Consider the following 17,198-nt stretch of genomic DNA (forward strand, 5'->3'; position numbering starts at 1 on the left):
GGGCACACGCTACCGGTGGGGGCGCCTTGCTCGGCGACGCCCCTGGATGGCGCCTGCGGCGCCTGTGCGACCGTGTTCGGGTGCGGGTCCGGTGGGGGCTGGTCGCGCAGTTCCCCGCGCCCCTGAAAAGCCGGCTCCGCCGTGCTTTTCATCCCGCCCGGCGGACAGGCGGGCAGGGGCGAAGCCCCGCCCTTAAGGGGCGCGGGGAACTGCGCGATCAGCCCCCACCGGGCCGCAGCCGAAACACTGCCCCCGGAGGGTCAGTCCCGGGCGAGGCCGAAGCGGGCCAGCAAACCCCCCGGCTCCGCCGGTTCGTCCGCCGCCGCTACCGCCGCCGCCCCGTCCGTGACGGTCTCGTACACGGACAGGATGTCCGCGCCGACCGTCGACCAGTCGAAGCGCCGCACATGCGCGCTCCCCCGCTCACGCAGTTCCGCGCGCCGCGCCGGATCGCCGAGGAGCCGTACCGCCGACGCGGCCAGCGCGTCCGCGTCCTCGTTGGCGAACAGTTCGCCCGCCGCGCCCTGGTCGAGGACCTGGGCGAACGCGTCGAGGTCGGAGGCGAGCACGGGCGCGCCCGCCGACATCGCCTCGACCAGGATGATCCCGAAGCTCTCGCCGCCGGTGTTGGGCGCCACGTACACGTCGACGCTGCGCAGGAACCGCGCCTTGTCCTCGTCGCTGACCATGCCGAGGAACTCGACCCGCGAACGCAGCTCAGCCGGAAGCTTCTCGACCGCTTCCTTCTCGTCACCGCGTCCGGCGACCAGCAGCCGGGTCTCGGGCCGTTCGGCGAGGATCTTCGGCAACGCCTTCATCAGGACCGGCAGCCCCTTGCGGGGCTCGTCGATGCGGCCCACGAAGCCGAGCGTGCCGCCCTGCCACTCGGGGTTGGGTTCGGCCTTCGCGAAGAAGTCCACGTCGACGCCGTTCGGGATGACGACGGCGTCGCCGCCCAGGTGCTCGACGAGCGTGCGCCGGGCGTACTCGCTCACCGCGATCCGCGCGCTGATCTTCTCCAGCGCGGGCTGCAGGATCGGGTACGCGGCGATCATCGCGCGGGACCGCGGGTTCGACGTGTGGAAGGTGGCGACGATCGGTCCCTGGGCCGCCCAGCAGGCCAGCAGGCCGAGGGAGGGCGAGGCCGGCTCGTGGATGTGGATCACGTCGAACGTGCCGTCGTGCAGCCAGCGGCGCACCCGCGCGGCGGACAGGAACCCGAAGTTCAGGCGCGCGACCGAGCCGTTGTACGGCACCGGGACGGCACGGCCCGCCGAGACGACGTACGGCGGCAGCGGTGTGTCGTCGTCCGCGGGCGCGAGGACGGACACATGGTGTCCGAGCGCGATCAGATGGTCGGCCAGGTCGCGGATGTGGAACTGGACTCCCCCGGGGACGTCCCAGGAGTACGGGCAGACGATGCCGATCCTCACGGGCGCTCCCCCGGCCGGACCTGATCGTCGTGCGGGGCCGCGGACGGGAGTTCCCCACCGGCCGGTCCAGGGACCGGCTCCGCCGTGGTCGTCCCCGGGCGGGGCTCAAGGTCGGCGAGCCACAAGCGTTGCAGCATGTGCCAGTCCTCCGGATGGTCGGCGATCCCCGTGGCGAAGGCATCGGCCAGCGCCTGCGTCATGACAGACGTCTTCTCGGCCCGCGTACCTGACTCGGGTACGTCGACGGGGGGATGGACCCGGCCACGCATCACGGGCGAGTCGTCGTACCACAGGGTCACCGGCAGCAGCAGCGCGCCGGTCTGCTGGGCGAGCAGCGCCGGGCCCGCGGGCATCCGGGTGGTGTCCCCGAAGAAGGAGACCTCGACCCCGGAGGCGGACAGGTCGCGTTCGGCGACCAGGCAGACCAGGCCGCCGTCGCGCAGGCGTCTGGCCAGCGTGCCGAAGGCGGTGCCGCCGCTGTGCGGCAGCACCTCCATGCCGAGGCCCTCGCGGTACGCCACGAACCTGTCGTAGAGCTTCTCGGGCTTGAGGCGCTCGGCGACCGTCGTGAACGGCGTCTGAAGCCTGGTGGTGACCCAGGCGCCCGCGAGGTCCCAGTTGCCCAGGTGCGGCAGCGCGAGGATGACGCCCTTGCCCGCGGCGAGCCCTTCGGTCAGATGGTGGAGGTCCTTCGGCTCGAAACCACTCCTGATGCGTTCCTTGCTCCACGCGGGCAGCCGGAACGACTCCATCCAGTAGCGCAGATACGAACGCATGCCCGCGCGGGACAGCTCCGCGAGCCGCTCGGGGCTCGCGTCGGGCAGCACGCGCGCGTAGTTCGACTCCAGCCGCAGTACGCCCTTGCCGCGCCGCTTCCAGGTGAGGTCGGCGATCGTCCGGCCGAGGCGCACGGCGACCGGCTCGGGGAGCTTCTTGACGGCTCCCCAGCCCGCGGCGTACGCGGCGTAGGTCAGCTGGTCCCGCAGACCGCTCACGAGGTGGCCCCGCTGTTGCGCGAAGCGTTCCCCGGCGTGTTCCCCGGAGTGCTTCCCGGCGTGTTCCCGGGCGGGGCGGCGACCGCCGCGTCGGCCTCGGCGGCCTCGCGGCGCACCGTGACGACGCGCTGGACGAGGGTGACGACACTGCCCACGGCGACGATCCACAGCGCGATCGGCAGCAGTACGTCGATGCCGGGTACGCCGAAGGTCTTGTGGAAGCCCGCGAGGCCGGCCGCGACCAGCGAGATCACCAGGCGTTCGGCGCGCTCGACCAGGCCGTTGACGGCGACGGGCAGGCCGATCGACTCGCCCCGGGCCTTGGTGTAGGACACCACCTGGCCGCTGGCCAGGCAGAAGATCGACACGGCGCACAGGACGTTGTCGTCACCGTTGCCCGCGTACCAGAGGGCGAAGCCGCCGAAGATCGCGCTGTCGGCCACCCGGTCGAGGGTCGAGTCCAGGAAGGCGCCCCAGCGGCTGGAGCGGCCCAGCTGGCGTGCCATGTTGCCGTCGACCAGGTCCGAGAACACGAAGAGCGTGATGACGATCGTGCCCCAGAAGAGCTCTCCGCGGGGGTAGAAGACCAGCGCGCCCGCCACCACACCGGCCGTGCCCAGGAGGGTGACCGTGTCGGGGCTCACCCCCCGGCGGATGAGAAACGCGGCGAACGGTGTGAGGACACGCGTAAAGAATGCACGCGCGTACTTGTTCAGCATGGCCTTCCCGACGGTCGGTGTGGCCGGGCGGCCCTGCTGGCCACCGGCTGGCCCATCGTAGCCACGCGTGCGCGTGTGCGACGGTCGGGCACCCGCGCCCCGGGTCACGTCCTGGTGACATCCGGGGGCCCGGCAGGAGGGCGGCGCGATCGCGTCCGGTGTATGGACGCACCGTGACGCGAGTGCGAAGCTCGATGGCACCGCGGGCGTCATCGGAGCCGCCATTCGCGGATCCGTCGGCCCGCGCCCCCAGTGACCTCACCGTGCACGGGAGGCAATTCCATGGGCGACAAGGCGAACGCACACCCCGGAGCCGCCGGCAGGGCTACGGCGGCCGACCACCCCGCGTCCGTACGGAATGTGGTGCTGGTCGGCCACAGCGGTTCGGGCAAGACGACTCTGGTGGAGGCTCTCGCGCTGACCGCGGGAGCGGTGAACAGGGCGGGCCGTGTGGAGGACGGCGGCACCGTCTCCGACTACGACGAGATCGAGCACCGCCAGCAGCGCTCGGTGCAGCTCTCCCTGGTCCCGGTCGACTGGGCCGGATACAAGATAAATGTGCTGGACACTCCCGGTTACGCCGATTTCGTCGGCGAGCTGAGGGCCGGTCTGCGAGCGGCGGACGCGGCCCTTTTCGTCGTCTCGGCCTCGGACGGCGTGGACGGCTCGACGCGCATGGTGTGGGAGGAGTGCGCGGCGGTCGGCATGCCGAGAGCCATCGTGGTGACGCATCTGGAGTCGGCGCGGGCCGACTTCGACGAGATGACCCGGATCTGCGCGGACGCCTTCGGCGGGGACGACCCCGACGCCGTACTGCCGCTGTACCTGCCGCTGCACGGCTCCGCGGGCCCCGACGGGCATGTGCCGGTGACGGGGCTGATCGGGCTGCTCTCGCAGCGGCTGTTCGACTACTCGTCCGGGGAGCGCAAGGAGTCCGAGCCGGGTCCCGAGCAGATGCCGCTCATCGAGTCGGCCCGCAACCGGCTGATCGAGGGAATCATCGCGGAGAGCGAGGACGAGACCCTCATGGACCGCTATCTCGGCGGTGAGGAGATCGATTTCCGGACTCTCGTGGAGGACCTGGAGCGGGCTGTCGCACGCGGGGTCTTCCATCCGGTGCTGGCCGCCGCGCCCGCCGCCGAGGGTGCTCGGCAGGGGCTGGGCACGGTGGAACTGCTCGAACTGATCACGGGCGGCTTCCCGACGCCGCTGGAGCGCGAGGCCCCGCTGGTCACCACCCCGGACGGCCGGGCCCGCCGCGTCAAGGCCTGCGACCCGGACGGACCACTGGTCGCCGAGGTCGTGAAGACCGCCTCCGACCCGTACGTGGGCCGGGTGTCGATGGTGCGGGTGTTCTCCGGGACGCTGCGCCCCGACGAGACGGTGCACGTCTCCGGGCACGGCCTAGCCGACCGCGGCCACGAGGACCACGACGTCGACGAACGCATCGGCGCCCTCTCCGCGCCCTTCGGCAAGCAGCAGCGCGCCCTGACCCACGCGATCGCGGGCGATCTGGCCTGTGTGGCCAAGCTGAGCCGCGCCGAGACCGGTGACACGCTCTCGGCCAAGGACGACCCCCTCCTGATGGAGCCGTGGGAGATGCCCGACCCCCTGCTGCCGCTCGCCATCCAGGCGCACAGCAAGGCCGACGAGGACAAGCTCTCGCAGGGCCTTGGCCGCCTGGTGGCCGAGGACCCCACCATGCGCCTGGAACAGAACCAGAACACCCACCAGGTCGTCCTGTGGTGCCTGGGCGAGGCCCACGCGGACGTCGCCCTGGAACGGCTGCGCAACCGGTACGGCGTCCAGGTCGACGTCGTACCGCACAAGGTGTCCCTGCGGGAGACCTTCGCCGCGAAGTCCGGCGGGCGCGGCCGTCATGTGAAGCAGTCCGGCGGGCACGGGCAGTACGCGATCTGCGAGATCGAGGTGGAGCCGCTGCCCGGCGGCTCCGGCATCGAGTTCGTCGACAAGGTGGTGGGCGGTGCCGTGCCCCGGCAGTTCATCCCGTCCGTGGAGAAGGGAGTGCGCGCCCAGGCCGCCAGGGGCGTGACCGCGGGCTATCCGCTCATCGACGTGCGGATCACACTGACCGACGGCAAGGCGCACTCCGTGGACTCCTCGGACGCGGCGTTCCAGACCGCCGGCGCGCTCGCCCTGCGGGAGGCCGCGACCGACGCGCGGATCCATCTCCTGGAGCCCGTCGCCGAGGTGACGGTCCTGGTGGGCGACGAGTACGTGGGGGCCGTGATGAGCGATCTGTCGGGCCGCCGCGGGCGGGTCGTGGGCACCGAGCAGGCGCCGGGCGGCCGGACCCTCGTACGCGCCGAGGTCCCGGAGATCGAGATCGGACGGTACGCCGTCGATCTGCGCTCCCTGTCGCACGGCACCGCGCGTTTCAACCGCAGCTACGCCCGGCACGAGCCCATGCCGCCGCAGTTGACCGACCGGATCCGCGAACAGGCGCAGGGCGCGCACTAGTTGCCCTCCCCATCGATCGGCGGGCGGCTGCGGCCGTCCGCCGACGAATGTCGGCCCCTGGCGATACTCTGAGAACCTGATCAAGACGATGACCTGATCAACAGGTGTGCGGAGCACCGAAGTCGGGAATGCCGCAGCAGCGGGGCAAGGCGGCGATGGGGGCGGTAATGGCGGACGACGCATTCGATTTCAGCCCGGGAGCACAGGTTCCGCTCTCGGGTTCCGCGGGACAGACGGCGGCGACGTTCGCGCTCGCCTCCGCGGCCTACCGCGACAGTCCCGTCGAAGCGATCCTCGACGCCAACAGCGAGTGGCACCAGTCGAAGGTCTCGCCGGGCCGCAAGTGGGCGTCGATCTTCAAGCCGAACCTGGGCGAGGCCTTCGCCCGGGCCGTGCAGCTCAGGATGCTGGGCGGTGGCCGCAGCCCGCTCATCCAGTCCTTCGGCACGGAGCCGCAGGTGGTCGTCGAGCACTGCCTGGCGGCGAACCGCATCCGCAAGGAGCGGGACAGCTGGCTCACCGCGGTCATGGTGCTGACCGGCCTGATCTTCCTGCCCGGTCTGCTGCTGTGGCTGCTGGTCTTCCAGATCCGCCGCTCGGTCGCCAAGGTCGAGGACAAGCGGGCCGGGGTCCTCGCCACCACGATCCTGATCGGGGTGGGCGGCCTGGCGGTCCTCTTCCTGCTCAAGATGCCCTTCAGCGGCTTCTGGGCCTGGTATGCGCGCGCCGCGATCGTCGCGCCCGTCCTCGGCTGGGTCTGGGCGAAGCAGATCTGCGAGCGCACGGCCCACGATCTGCGGGAGCGCTGGAGCAGCCTGCTCGCGGGCGGCGGTATCGGCGCCAAGATTCCCGAGGCCGTGCCCGGCAGCCCAGGCGAGACGACGGCCGAGCGGCTGCGCCAGGGCCTGGCCCGGCTGAGCGCCGAGCAGCAGTCGAACTCGGTCTTCTACGCGGGCCCCAAGGGAATACTGGGCATGGGCACGCGCTGGGGCACCTGGCAGCTCGCCGAGGACCTGGTGTCGGCGGACTCCACCAAGGAGATCCATCCGTTCCGCAGCTGGGACGTCATCCGCTCGATCCACGACCAGTTGCGCATGCTGGAGCGCGGCCCGCTCAACACCGGTGGTTTCCCGGCGCCTTCGATAAAGCACTGGGTGGTCACACCGATCAACGAGAACGCAGGCTCGGTCTCCCGCCCCGGCGGCACCGACGTGGACGCGTACCAGGTCAAGCCGCACAAAATACAGGAGATCTGCAACAAGCAGCAGTTCGGCAGCGGTGACCGCCACTACCTCGGCGTCCAGTGGACGCTCTGGGACGGCCAGCTGGTCATCACGATGCTGATCACCGTGACCGTGCTGCACGAGACGCTGCGCATCGAGGTCACCGGACACGCCCTGGGGCCGGTGCACTCGCTGTTCACCAGCGGGCCCGCCGCCAAGACGAAGACGGTCCCGAAGACCGTCAGGTTCTGGGAGACCAAGACGCAGAAGCTGCCGCTGGTCGACGCCGACGAGGTCGTACGGCTCGCGGTGCGCGCGCCCTTCACCTGGTATCCGCCGATCCTCGACCACCTCGGCGGCAAGCTGACCCTGCCGGAGCCCTTCGGTCTGCGGCACGCCTGGGCGGCCAAGCCCTGGCGGCACCGCTTCATGGCGGACGACGCCCTGCGCGCGGCGACCCCCGTGCTGCGGGTGGTGCACGCGGCAGCGATCCGGGTGCTGAACGACAACGGCGTGGACACGACGAAGTTCGGCAGCCGCTCGTCCGCCCTCAGCGGGGCCGTCCAGGAGGCCTCCCCGCGAAAGGCGGACCTGTACGACGCCTAGGCGTCCACGCCGGGTGGACCTCCGGGAGGCCGGGCCTCAGACCGACGGCCAGGCCTCCGCGAGCATCTTCCGGGTGTCCGCGAGGAGTTGCGGCAGCACCCGGGTGTGCCCGACCACCGGCATGAAGTTCGTGTCCCCGCCCCAGCGGGGCACGATGTGCTGGTGGAGGTGCGCGGCGATACCGGCCCCGGCGACCGAGCCCTGGTTCATCCCGATGTTGAAGCCGTGCGCACCGGACGCGGTCCGCAGCGCGGTCATCGCCTGCTTGGTCAGCTCACCGAGTTCGGCGGTCTCCGGGACGGTCAGATCGGTGTAGTCCGCGACATGCCGGTAGGGCACGACCATCAGATGCCCGCCGTTGTACGGGTACAGGTTGAGCACCGCGTAGACCTGCTCGCCGCGCTTGATGACGAGCCCGTCCTCGTCGGATTTCGCCGGAATCGAGCAGAAGGGACAGCCGTCGCCGGCACCGGGACCGGTCGGCTTGTTCTCACCCTGGATGTAGGCCATCCGGTGGGGCGTCCACAGGCGCTGGAACGCGTCCTGTGTGCCGACTCCGATCTGCTGCTCCGGCTCACTCGTCATGGGGTGAAGCATATGGCTTCGCCCGTTCGCGGCGTGTCGCCGGGTACCGCGCGAAAGCGCCCGCCGCCAAGCTGAGGTGATGGACGACGACACCCGCACGACCCGCTGGGAGCGCCGCACCGAGCTGCCGCTCGTCGTCGCCTCGGGGCTCTTCTTCACCGCGTACGCGATCCGGGTCCTGGGCCACCGGCTGCCGGAGCCGTGGCCGAGCGCCTGTGTCGCGGCGATGCTGGCGGCCTGGGCGGTGTTCGCCGTCGACTACGCCGTGCGGTGGCGGCTGAGCGGCCTGGGGCCCCGGTTCGTACGCAAGCACTGGCTGGACACGGTCGTCCTGGTGCTGCCCCTGCTGCGCCCGCTGCGCGTGGTGAAGGTCTACGAGACCGTGCAGCGCAGGCGTGGGCGGCCCCGGCTGGCCCTGCACGCCCGGGTGATCACGTACGCGGGTCTGGCCGTGTCGCTGCTCGGCTTCGCGGGCGCGCTCGCCGTGTACCAGCAGGAGCGCGCGGCGCCGGGGGCGACGATCCACACCTTCGGCGACGCGGTGTGGTGGACCTGCGCGACGCTGGCGACCGTGGGGTACGGCGATGTGGCTCCCGTGACGCCCGTGGGGCGGTTGATCGCGGTGGGGCTGATGGCCTGCGGGCTGGCCCTGCTCGGCGCGGTGACGGGGTCGTTCTCGTCGTGGCTGCTGCAGGTCTTCGCCGGCGAGGGCAACGAGAAGCCCCCGGGCGGCTGAGCCGGCCGGGGGCTTTCCGTCGCACGCCACGGAGTGCGGGTGGGCACCGCGGGCTGCGGGTCGCTCAGATCTGCACGCGCTCCTCGACGACCTTCGCGATCTTCGCGATGGCCTCGTCGAGCGGGATGCCGTTCTCCTGGGAGCCGTCGCGGTAGCGGAAGGAGACGGCGCCGGCGGCCATGTCCTCGTCGCCCGCGATGACCATGAAGGGCACCTTCTGCTTCTGGGCGTTGCGGATCTTCTTCTGCATACGGTCGGAGGACGAGTCGACCTCGACGCGCAGCCCCTTCTTCTTCGCCTCGGCGGCGAACTTGTGCAGATAGTCGGTGTGCGCGTCGCCGATCGGGATGCCGACCGCCTGGACGGGCGCCAGCCACGCCGGGAACGCGCCCGCGTAGTGCTCAAGGAGCACCGCGAAGAAGCGCTCGATCGAGCCGAACAGCGCACGGTGGATCATGACCGGGCGCTGCTTGGAGCCGTCGGGGCTGGTGTACTCCAGGTCGAAGCGCTCCGGCAGGTTGAAGTCGAGCTGCACGGTCGACATCTGCCAGGTCCGGCCGATCGCGTCCTTGGTCTGGACGGAGATCTTCGGCCCGTAGAACGCGGCGCCGCCCGGGTCCGGGACGAGCGGGAGGCCCTGCTTCTCGGCCACCTGCCGCAGCGTCTCGGTGGCCTCCTCCCACACCTCGTCCGAGCCGACGAACTTCTCCGGGTCCTTGGTGGACAGCTCCAGGTAGAAGTCGGTCAGGCCGTAGTCCCGCAGCAGGCCGAGGACGAAGGTGAGCGTCTTGTCGAGCTCCTCCGCCATCTGCTCCTTGGTGCAGTAGATGTGCGCGTCGTCCTGGGTGAAGCCGCGGGCGCGGGTCAGGCCGTGCACGACGCCCGACTTCTCGTACCGGTAGACGGTCCCGAACTCGAAGAGGCGCAGCGGCAGTTCACGGTAGGAGCGGCCGCGCGCGTCGAAGATCAGGTTGTGCATGGGGCAGTTCATGGGCTTGAGGTAGTAGTCCACGCCCTCGTCGAGCTGCATGGGCGGGTACATGCCGTCGGCGTACCAGTCCAGGTGGCCCGAGGTCTCGAAGAGCTTCCCCTTGGTGGCGTGCGGGGTGTAGACGAACTCGTACCCCTCCTCCTCGTGGCGGCGCCGCGAGTAGTCCTCCATGACGCGGCGGACGATGCCGCCCTTGGGGTGGAAGACCGCGAGGCCCGAGCCGATCTGCTCCGGGACGGAGAACAGGTCGAGTTCGCTGCCGAGCTTGCGGTGGTCGCGCTTCTCGGCCTCGGCGAGGAACTCCAGGTGCGCCTTGAGCTCGTCCTTGGTGGGCCAGGCGGTGCCGTAGATGCGCTGGAGCATCGGGTTCTTCTCGCTGCCGCGCCAGTAGGCGGCGGCGTTGCGCATCAGCTTGAACGCCGGGATGTTCCGGGTGGTGGGCAGGTGGGGACCGCGGCAGAGGTCCTTCCAGCACAGGTCGCCGGTCTTGGCGTCGAGGTTGTCGTAGATGGTCAGCTCGCCGGCGCCCACCTCGACGTCCGCGCCGTCGTCGCTCGACGCGGCGCCCTTGAGGCCGATGAGCTCCAGCTTGTACGGCTCGTCGGCCAGCTCCTCGCGGGCGGCCTCGTCGGTCACCACCCGGCGGGAGAAGCGCTGGCCGCGCTTCTGGATCTCCTGCATCTTCTTCTCGACGGCCTTGAGGTCCTCGGGGGTGAAGGGCCTGGCCACGTCGAAGTCGTAGTAGAAGCCGTCCTTGACCGGCGGGCCGATGCCCAGCTTGGCCTCGGGGAACAGCTCCTGCACGGCCTGGGCCATCACGTGCGCGGTGGAGTGGCGCAGGATGTCGAGGCCGTCCTTGGAGGAGATCTCGACGCTCTCGACGGTCTCGCCGTCCTGCACCTCGTACGCGAGGTCCTTCAGCTCGCCCGCCACGCGTGCGGCGACGATGGTGCGCTCACCGGCGAAGAGCTCGGCCGCCGTAGTCCCCGTCGTCACCACGCGCTCTTCCCGCTCGGAATCGCGTTGGATGATCACACGGACGTCTGACACCGGACTCTCCTGCCTGAAGGGAACGCGTGCGGCGACTCCTGCGCGCGTCTCGGAAGCGATCGTACCGAGCCGGGGGCACCGACCGCGAAACGGTTATCCCCACGCCCGGCCCAAGGCCGCTCCCGGCCCGCCCTCACCCCGTCCCCGGCCCGTCCGCGGCCCGCGTCAGTCCTCCGTGCACGCCTCCTCGAAGAAGTCGAGGTTCTCCTGGAGCGACTTCATCAGGCGGTCGCGTTCCGCCTCGTCCACCTGGACCGGTGTCACACCGGACGCGCCGGTCAGCCGCCTGAATCCGCCCCGGCTCTCCAGCCGGCCGTGCACCCGCACCGGGAGTCCGACGAGGTGGGCCTGCCCGGCGATCCGGTACGACTCCTCGTCGAGGGTCATCCGGACGTGCGGCACCTCGGCGCCCGCGATGACCTTCAGCCGTACCGTTCCTTCGCCGCGCGGCCCTGACCTGCGCATCCGTACGACAGCCCCGGTGATGCGCACGGGCACGGACGGCTCCTCGCGCAGATAGCGGGCCCCCGCCTCACGCAGCGCCGGCAGGTCGCCGGGCGAGAACTCGACGGGTTCCGCGGACGCCGCGCACCCCTCGGGGACCCCGGCGGCGGGCGCCCACTCGACGGCGACCCTGGCACCCTCCGTGCCCCGCACCAGCGCCACGAGCGCCTCCGTCAGCTCATGGCTCACGCCTGCCTCGACCGCCCCGTCGAACGCGTCCATGCCCCCGGTGGCCCGCCGGTAGTCGATCGCCTCACGGGCCGCGTACAGCGCCTGGTGCAGCCGGACGGCGAGCGGGCGGCCGGTGGCGACCGGCACGAAGGCGGTGAGGCGACGGCCGCCGGGGGCGGCTCCGACCAGCACGTTCTCCAGGGACGCGGCGGCGGGCCTGCGATGGCGGGCGCCGTGGTAGCCGGCCCGCCCGCGGGTGGCGAGGGCGCCCGCGAGGAGGATCTGCCGGGCCGCCGTACGCATCTGTTCCTCGACCGTCCACGGCGAGGTGCCGACCGGGCCCACCGGTACGTCACGCCACCAGTGGATCTCGTCGCTGGGCACGGCGAGGCCGATCAGGACGTCGCGGGCGGCGGGCGAACCGCTGCGGGACAGCGAGACGAGGGCTTCCCCCAGCAGGTCCTCGCTGTCCGGGAACGCCCGGCTCTCCGGCACGAGCAGACTGATGCCGGAGTGGCCGGGTCCGGGCGGGGTCCAGCGGCCGTAGCGGCCGGGCGCTCCGCCGCGGCGCTGCCAGCCGTGCCGAAGGAGCAGCGCGCCGAGCACGGCCGGGTCGACCTCGTCGGGCCGCGGCGGCTGGTCCCACAGCCCCGGCGGTTCGACGGGGTGGGGCCTGACGGGGCGTAGGGGCTCGTCGAAGGGGCGGTGCGTCACGGTATGCCTCCCGTACCGACCCGCGTCATGATCTCGCAGAGCGCCCTGTCGTCGAAGACGCGCGTGGTCGGTATCCGCACGGTGGTCCTGCGCCGGCCGGTGATGCGGTGTCCGGCGAGGTTGATCCAGTAGCAGCAGTGCCGCAGGTCGAGGCCTTCGTGGCCGGCTCGCAGCCAGTCGTCCTGCGATCTGGGCACAAGCATCACGACCAGTATTTTGTGCACCGAGACCGGGGTCCGGGCCAGCTTCTCCAGGTGGGCGTTGTCGAGCGTGAAGGAGAAGGCGGCGCCCGGCGGGTTCGGCGGGATCTGGTACGTGCACTTGAGCTGCACCTTGATGGTGACTTCGTCGTCGACCGTGTGCCCGGGGGCGCTGTGGCTGACGTGCCAGTCGATGCCGTTGTCCGGAAAGGGCTGGGACAGGGAGCAGCCCGAGGCGGCCGCCACCGCGTGCAGATAGCCGACCTGCAGTGTCTCCATGCATGCGGTGGTGGCCAGAGAGCCGCGATGCGGTGCCGTCCGCCGGGGCAGCAGCCCGCCCTGCTCGGGCTGCGCGAGCGCCATGTCCAACAGCCTTCCGAATCCGGTGAATCCCCGCGACGAGTCGCTGAACTGCAAAGACCCGTACCTCTGTTGTCTCCTTCCGGCGTACGGCGCAAACAGCCCGGGTATCACAAAAAGGGCAGGGGACGGCGCGTCAACTGCCGAGGGTGATCGAGGAGTTGTGAGCGTATGACGTGCTGGTACGAAGGGCCCCTGACCGCTTTCGACACGGAGACGACCGGTGTCGACGTGGAGACCGACCGGATCGTGTCGGCCGCCGTCGTCGTCCAGGACGCTCCCGGCAGCCGCCCGCGCGTGCGTCGCTGGCTGGTGAATCCGGGGGTGCCGGTGCCCGAGGCCGCCACGGCGGTGCACGGGCTGACGGACGAGCATCTGCGGCGCAGCGGTCGCTGGCCGTCGCCCGTCATGGACGAGATAGTCAGGGAGCTGGCCGAGCAGAGCGCGGCGGGCCGGCCGCTCGTGGTGATGAACGCGCCCTTCGATCTGACGCTCCTGGACCGGGAGTTGCGCAGGCACCGGGCGTCCTCGCTGGACCACTGGTTCGAGTCGGTGCCGCTGCGCGTGCTCGATCCGCGGGTCCTCGACAAGTATCTGGACCGCTACCGCAAGGGCCGCCGCACGCTGACGGACCTGTGCGCGCACTACGAGGTGGAGCTGCAGGGCGCACACGAGGCGGCGGCCGACGCGCTGGCCTCGCTGGAGGTCGTCCGGGCGATCGGGCGGCGGTTCGCGACCCGCATGGAGCGGCTGTCTCCGGCCGAACTGCACACGCTGCAGGGCGGCTGGCACGCGGCGCAGGCCCGTGGCCTGCAGGCGTGGTTCGCGCGCAGCGGCTCCGAGGAACTGGTCGACCAGTCATGGCCGCTGCGGCCCGAACTCCCGGCGGAGGCCGCCTGAGCGCCGCACTGCGCCGGGCCGCGCGGGACCATGCAAAAAGCCGGTCCGTCTGTGACGGACCGGCCTTTCCCGGTGGGCGATACTGGGTTCGAACCAGTGACCTCTTCGGTGTGAACGAAGCGCTCTCCCACTGAGCTAATCGCCCGGGAACGCACCGAACAATACAGGTCCCCGTGCGTTTCCATCAAACCGCTTCGCGGTTCCCCCCGAGGTGGGCGGCGAGTCCTCGCCGTCCCGCACGCATCATCAGCGCGTGATTGGCGCGGAAGACGGGCCGTCCCGGCACCGCGAACCGCCGCAGCAGCGGTTTGGTCACGTGCACCTCCTGGTCGTAACGGGCGCGGGTGCCCGGTCCGTCGGCGGTGACGGTCCACCGCGCCCAGCCGTCCATGTCACCCGTCATCGCGATCTCCAGGACGCCGGCCGCCCGGTCGCGCCGGACCTCCCTGGCGTTGAGGACCAGGTCGTACGGCAGCACCGAGCGGATCCGGATGACACCGCTGGCCCCGTCGACGGGTGTCACTTCGCGCACCTGCGGCCACCAGCGCGGATAGCGCTCCGGGTCGGCCAGCGCGGCGTAGACGTCGTCGGGCGGGGCGGCGAGGGTCCAGAGGCTGCGGAAGCGGTAGTGCGTCCAGTCCATGGGTGTCATGATCCGGGTCTGCCCGCCCACCACAAGCCCATGACCCGCCATGCCTGCCCGTGGCTCGCCGCGCCTGCCCGCGCCCGTGCCTGCCCCCCCGGTGCCCGTGCCCGCGCCCGTGCGCGGCTGCGTGTACGGCTGCCCATGACCGTCCCTGACGGATCTGAGTACGTCCTGAGTATGTGCGCTCATGCCATGAGACGTGACCCGGACCACACTCCAGGGCATGACGAACATTCCGCCGCCGGCCGAGGAGTTGCGGATCCTCGACCACGAGCTGTGGCAACTGGACGCCCGCAGGGCCCAGTTGCTGGCCCGCCGGATCTGGCTGCTCGACGTGCTCCGGTCGGCCGGGCCCCAGCCGGGCCCTGCCCCTGCCCCGGGCGTCTGGCCGCCGCGCGGACACGGGCCCCGGCGCCCGGAGGCCACGGCCCCCGGCGTGCAGAACGTGCTGCTCGTGCTCGGCGGTGTCCTGCTGACCATCGCGGCCATCGCGTTCACGCTGGTGAGCTGGGGCGACATGGGCATCGCGGGGCGGTCGGCGGTCCTCGGCGCGGTCACCGCGGCCGCGCTCGCCGCGCCGGTGCCCCTGCTGAAGCGCGGCCTCGGCTCGACGGCGGAATCGGTGGCGGGTCTCGGCCTCGCGCTGACGGTCCTCGACGCCTACGCCCTGCACGAGGTCTCCCTCTCCGGGGTGGACGGCACCGGCTACGCGGCAGCGGCGGCGGCACTCCTGGCCGCGCTGTGGACGGCGTACGGCCGTGTCCTCGGCGACCTGCGGCTGCCGTTCCCGGCGGCCGTGGCCGCGGCCCAGCTCCCCCTGCTGCTCTGGGCGGTGGCGGCCGGCGCGGGCGACCACCTGATCACGGCGGCACTCCTGGGGACGGCCGCGGCGGACACCGCGCTGGCCCTTTCCGCCCCGGTGCGCTCCATCCGGCCCGTACGGGTCGTCGCCGCCGTCGGCGCGTACGGGACGGGCGCCCTGGGCGTCCTGGCGGCCGGCGTCCTCACCTGGGACGCCTCCGGTCCGAGCGCCGCCGCCCGTGCGGCGGCGCTCCTCGCCCTCGCCGCGGCGATCGCGCTCGGGGCCGCGTGGCGTGCCCCCGAGGCGCGGGCCGCTCTCGGTCTGGCGTCGGCCGGCGGCCTGACCGCCGTCGCCGCGGCGGGTGGCGTGCTGCGTACGGTCCTGCCCGGTGTGTGGACGGTCCCGGCCTGTCTGGCCTGCGCGATCGCCCTGCTGTCGGTACGCGGCGGCCGGCTGCCCGGGACCGTACGGCGTGGCCTGTTCTGGTCCTCCACGACGGTGCAGGCGCTCGCCGTGGCCTGGACCCTGCCCCTCGTCGCCCTGGCCCTGCTCGGCCCGGCCGGCTGGGCCGCGCACGCGTGGTCCGGGGCGCCGTCGGACGCCCGCGACGCGGTGACGGTCTCCACGCCGTGGACGTCCGGCACGGAGAGCGCTCCGCTGGTGCTGGCGGCGGTGGCGGCGGTGCTGGTCCCGGTCTTCTGGAACAGCCTGCTCCGCCACCTCGCTCTGAGCGGAGCACTGCTGCTCGCCTGGTCCGCGACGCTCCCCCTCCCCGCGATCGCGCAACTCCCCTACCCGGCGGCCCTTCTGACGCACGGCGCGATCACGGTGGCTCTGCTGGCGGCAGCGGCGTACACGTCCGCGGCCGTCGGCCACGCCCCGGCGGAAGGCCGGCGCGCGGCGCTGCTCCCGACCACCGCGCTCTGCCTCGCGCTCCTCGGCTCACTGCACCTCGTGGCGCTCTCCCTGGCCTCCGAAGCGGCGACGCTCGCGGTACTCGCGACCCTGACCGCGGTGTTCGCGTCGGCAGCGGTCCTCCGGAAGGGGACGCGCATCCGGACCGTCACGACCGCGGCCTCCCTCGCGTACGCCACGGCGCTCGCCTGCGCCACCGGCGCGTCCCTCGGCTGGCAGCCGCAGCACATCGCGCTGCTCGTCCTGGTGGTGCCGGCCGTCGCGGCGGTGCTGGCGCCCCGGCTCGGCGATCCCACGACGACGGTGTCCGCCGAGATCACGGGAGCCGTCGCGGGGCTGCTGGCGATCGACCTCGCGACCGCCGAACTGCCCGTCCTCGCCCTGGTCCTGGCCCTGTGCGGGGTGATCGCCGCGGGCACGGCCCTGCGCGCGGACCGCAGGCGGGTCGGCCATGCGGCGGCCGTGCTGTTCGTGCTGGCCGCCTGGGTCCGGCTGGCCGCCTGGGAGGTGGGCGCCCCGGAGGCGTACACGCTGCCGGTGACCGTGCCCGCGCTGCTTCTCGGGTACGCCCGCAGGAGCCGTGACGCGCAGGCCTCGTCCTGGACGGCGTACGGGCCCGGCCTCTCGGTGACGCTGCTGCCGAGTCTCCTGGCCGTGTGGGGCGACGCGAACTGGCTGCGTCCGCTGCTGCTGGGGTCCGCGGCGCTCGCCGTCACCCTGCTCGGCGTCCGGCACCGGCTCCGGGCCCCGCTCGTCCTGGGCGGCGGCACGCTGGTCCTGGTCGCGCTCCACGAACTGGCCCCGTACCTCGCCCAGGCCATGGGCGCGGTCCCCCGTTGGGCCCCGCCCGCCCTGGCGGGCGTCCTGCTCCTGACGCTGGGCGCCACGTACGAACACCGCCTGCGCGACGCACGGCGGGTCAGGGACGCCCTTGGCCGGATGCGCTGACGCCGGTGTCTGGACGGGGCCGCCCCACTCTGGGGAACCGCCCCCGCGGGGAGTCGCCCCGCCAGGGGCGCTCCCGAGGGGCGCGGGGAACTGCGCGGCCAGCCACAACGGACCCGCACGCGAATCCCCCACCCCGGAAGGGGCGTGCACGGCAGGCGCGTGAACCACTGCGCGCACGTCGTGGCCGGGCGCGCAGTTCCCCGCGCCCCTTAACGGCGC

General features: G+C 72.1%; 13 protein-coding genes and 1 tRNA gene. 5 read left to right on the plus strand and 9 right to left on the minus strand.

All coding sequences use genetic code 11. From position 1 onward, the window contains the following. Positions 1-260: 260 nt before the first annotated feature. From ACFWGJ_RS18180 to pgsA, 3 genes are read right to left on the minus strand one after another with little or no spacing between them, the layout of a single operon-like run. Entirely contained in the window at positions 261-1,433 is a 1,173-nt protein-coding gene (locus ACFWGJ_RS18180) for a glycosyltransferase family 4 protein (protein ID WP_387325352.1), read from the minus strand. Beyond that, positions 1,430-2,428: a phosphatidylinositol mannoside acyltransferase gene (locus ACFWGJ_RS18185; protein WP_387325354.1), complete on the minus strand. Its 999-nt coding sequence runs from the start codon at positions 2,426-2,428 to the stop codon at positions 1,430-1,432. Before ACFWGJ_RS18185 ends, ACFWGJ_RS18180 begins: the two co-directional genes overlap by 4 nt. Then, complete coding sequence (pgsA, locus tag ACFWGJ_RS18190) at positions 2,425-3,147, minus strand: phosphatidylinositol phosphate synthase (RefSeq protein WP_387325356.1); 723 nt, start codon at positions 3,145-3,147, stop codon at positions 2,425-2,427. Before pgsA ends, ACFWGJ_RS18185 begins: the two co-directional genes overlap by 4 nt. A gap of 282 nt (positions 3,148-3,429) precedes the next feature. On the opposite strand from pgsA, the gene ACFWGJ_RS18195 reads away from it, so the two are divergent. Further along, positions 3,430-5,628 (plus strand): elongation factor G-like protein EF-G2, encoded by a 2,199-nt coding sequence (locus ACFWGJ_RS18195; RefSeq protein ID WP_387325358.1) that lies wholly within the window; start codon positions 3,430-3,432, stop codon positions 5,626-5,628. Positions 5,629-5,795: 167 nt separating this feature from the next. Then, positions 5,796-7,457 (plus strand): hypothetical protein, encoded by a 1,662-nt coding sequence (locus ACFWGJ_RS18200; RefSeq protein WP_387325359.1) that lies wholly within the window; start codon positions 5,796-5,798, stop codon positions 7,455-7,457. Positions 7,458-7,493: 36 nt separating this feature from the next. Here the strand turns inward: ACFWGJ_RS18200 and ACFWGJ_RS18205 are convergent, their stop codons facing one another. Then, the gene (locus tag ACFWGJ_RS18205) at positions 7,494-8,054 is read right to left on the minus strand and encodes an HIT family protein (protein ID WP_387325361.1); all 561 of its coding nucleotides are present in this window, start codon (positions 8,052-8,054) and stop codon (positions 7,494-7,496) included. A 67-nt stretch (positions 8,055-8,121) separates the two neighbouring features. On the opposite strand from ACFWGJ_RS18205, the gene ACFWGJ_RS18210 reads away from it, so the two are divergent. Further along, a complete protein-coding gene (locus tag ACFWGJ_RS18210) occupies positions 8,122-8,778 on the plus strand; it encodes a potassium channel family protein (RefSeq protein ID WP_387325364.1) in 657 nt (218 codons plus the stop codon). Positions 8,779-8,842: 64 nt separating this feature from the next. On the opposite strand, the gene thrS is transcribed toward ACFWGJ_RS18210, so the two are convergent. The 3 genes from thrS to ACFWGJ_RS18225 all read right to left on the minus strand — a co-directional run bounded on the left by thrS (position 8,843) and on the right by ACFWGJ_RS18225 (position 12,771). Further along, positions 8,843-10,819, minus strand: a complete 1,977-nt coding sequence (gene thrS / locus ACFWGJ_RS18215; protein WP_387325366.1) for a threonine--tRNA ligase — start codon at positions 10,817-10,819, stop codon at positions 8,843-8,845. Positions 10,820-10,984: 165 nt separating this feature from the next. Further along, the gene (locus ACFWGJ_RS18220; protein WP_387325369.1) at positions 10,985-12,208 is read right to left on the minus strand and encodes a hypothetical protein; all 1,224 of its coding nucleotides are present in this window, start codon (positions 12,206-12,208) and stop codon (positions 10,985-10,987) included. Then, on the minus strand, positions 12,205-12,771 hold the full coding sequence (locus ACFWGJ_RS18225) for a DUF4365 domain-containing protein (protein ID WP_107019874.1): 567 nt from the start codon (positions 12,769-12,771) through the stop codon (positions 12,205-12,207). The genes ACFWGJ_RS18220 and ACFWGJ_RS18225 overlap by 4 nt, the downstream gene beginning before the upstream one ends. A gap of 168 nt (positions 12,772-12,939) precedes the next feature. Between ACFWGJ_RS18225 and ACFWGJ_RS18230 the strand changes: the two genes are divergently transcribed. Further along, complete coding sequence (locus ACFWGJ_RS18230) at positions 12,940-13,668, plus strand: 3'-5' exonuclease (RefSeq protein ID WP_387325372.1); 729 nt, start codon at positions 12,940-12,942, stop codon at positions 13,666-13,668. 73 nt (positions 13,669-13,741) lie between these two features. On the opposite strand, the gene ACFWGJ_RS18235 is transcribed toward ACFWGJ_RS18230, so the two are convergent. Together ACFWGJ_RS18235 and ACFWGJ_RS18240 are read right to left on the minus strand one after the other, a co-directional pair. Beyond that, positions 13,742-13,813 (minus strand) — tRNA-Val (locus ACFWGJ_RS18235). A 39-nt stretch (positions 13,814-13,852) separates the two neighbouring features. Then, a complete protein-coding gene (locus tag ACFWGJ_RS18240; protein ID WP_387325375.1) occupies positions 13,853-14,311 on the minus strand; it encodes an SRPBCC family protein in 459 nt (152 codons plus the stop codon). Between the two features lie 226 nt (positions 14,312-14,537). On the opposite strand from ACFWGJ_RS18240, the gene ACFWGJ_RS18245 reads away from it, so the two are divergent. Next, a complete protein-coding gene (locus tag ACFWGJ_RS18245; protein ID WP_387325378.1) occupies positions 14,538-16,979 on the plus strand; it encodes an SCO7613 C-terminal domain-containing membrane protein in 2,442 nt (813 codons plus the stop codon). The last annotated feature ends 219 nt before the right edge of the window (positions 16,980-17,198 follow it).

It is taken from the genome of Streptomyces sp. NPDC060205 (assembly GCF_042728395.1).
GTDB lineage: Bacteria > Actinomycetota > Actinomycetes > Streptomycetales > Streptomycetaceae > Streptomyces.